Annotated in this window: 1 protein-coding gene; it reads right to left on the bottom strand. The window is 63.7% G+C overall.

Annotated features, from left to right (window positions below; translation table 11 throughout):
* Window positions 1-73: 73 nt before the first annotated feature.
* On the bottom strand, window positions 74-1,489 hold the full coding sequence (locus WAF18_RS17270) for an IS1182 family transposase (protein WP_337246201.1): 1,416 nt from the start codon (window positions 1,487-1,489) through the stop codon (window positions 74-76).
* Window positions 1,490-1,568: the final 79 nt, after the last annotated feature.

Genomic DNA, 1,568 nt, shown 5'->3' with positions numbered 1-1,568 from the left:
CAGTCTGTGTAACAAGCAGCTGAGCCGGTCGATACAAACAACGCCCCGTCAGGGGCGTTGTTTGTTTTGATGGTCAAGCGAGCAGCGTCCGCCTCATTTCCTGCGCCCCCAGCATCGCCATGGCTCGCTTGAGGTTCCAGACGGTGGTTGCGATTGCCATTTCCGCTGCTGCCCCGGCCAAACCGCGCATCAGTAGCCGCGGATGACCAAAGATCCGGTACTTCAGGCCCGCAAACGGGTGCTCCACTGTGCAGCGGCGCCTGCGCATGGCCTCTGGCGTTGCGCGCTGGTGCATCCTTTGTAGCGCCTCCTCATGCAGGTGACGCCTGACCAGCCGCCGCTTCTTCTTCGTGCACCCGGGTTTGAGCGGGCAGTGCTGGCAGTCCTGTTCACGCGCCTGATAGACGACGGCATGATCCCTGCGCATCAATTGTTTGCGCGTCAGCGTTTTGCCCTGCGGACAGCTCATCACATCCGCCTGCGGCTCGTAGGTAAAGGCGGTGTGCGGCAGCAGAGTGCCGTCGGCCTGGTTGTTGGTCGCCCGGTTCGCCGGCACATGGGCCAGCAGGGCCTGCGCCTCCAGGGCGGCGGCCTGGGCGCCATTGGAGTAACCCGCATCGGCCAGTACATCCAGCGTTTGCACCTGTAGCGCCTGCGCGGCCAGCTCGGCCATGGGCTGCAGTTGCCGGTTGTCAGTGGCTTCGTTGATCAGTGCGTGGGCGACGATCATCGCGCTGTGGCCGTCTACAACCGTCTGCAGGTTGTAGCCCGGGCCCACGCCCCTCATGACCCGGGCGTCCGGTTCGCTGGTCACCACGTGCGTGTGTTTTTCGTCTGCCAGTTCGCGGCCAGTCTCGATCAGTGCCTCGCGGCGCTGGCGCAGCTGCTCCAGGGCGTCCTGCACCTTGCTGCGGTCGATCGGTGAATCGCTGTCCTGGCTGTCTGCCGCATCCAGTTGGGCCAGATAGTGGGCGATACGTTCCTCCAGGCGCGCCAGCCTGGGCTCCACATCTGCCGCACGCACCACCGCTTTGCCACTGGCCACCGCCTGGAACTTGGAACCATCAATGGCCACCCACTGGCCTTTTACCAGGCCGGTGTGCTGGCAGAACCTCACCAGCCCAGCGCCCGCCCGCTGCAGTGCCACGCCGTTGTGGCGGCGGAAATTGGCGATGGTCTTGTGGTCAGGGGCAAGCCGGCCAAGCAGCCACATCAGCTCGACATTGCGCTGGCACTCACGCTCCAACCGGCGAGAGGAGCGCACCTGGTTGAGGTATCCATACAGATACAGCTTGAGCAGATCCGCTGGATCATGAGGCGGGCGGCCGGTCTTGCCCAATCGGGCATGGATAAAACCCAGCTCGGCCAGGTCCAGCATCCCCACGAAAGCCTCGATGACCCGGCAGGGGTGATCGGCTGGCACCAGCTCTTCAAGCGAAAGAGGGAACAACGCCGTCTGGTCCCGATCCTGCCCTGACACATAGCGCATATGACAATGCCCGCAACTGACGTTGCGGGCATTGTGGGGACTACGCCGGGGCGCCGCTTTCAGTTTTTACACAGACTGA

It is taken from the genome of Luteimonas sp. gir, assembly GCF_037198055.1.
Lineage (GTDB): Bacteria > Pseudomonadota > Gammaproteobacteria > Xanthomonadales > Xanthomonadaceae > Luteimonas > Luteimonas citri_A.
Note: the sequence above shows the minus strand (reverse complement) of the source record. Positions and strands in the feature narration are given on the sequence as shown.

What these genes read in the sequence shown, in the direction of transcription:
- WAF18_RS17270 (WP_337246201.1), bottom strand. Translation starts at nt 1,489, where the DNA reads ATGCGCTATGTGTCAGGGCAGGATCGGGACCAGACGGCGTTGTTCCCT.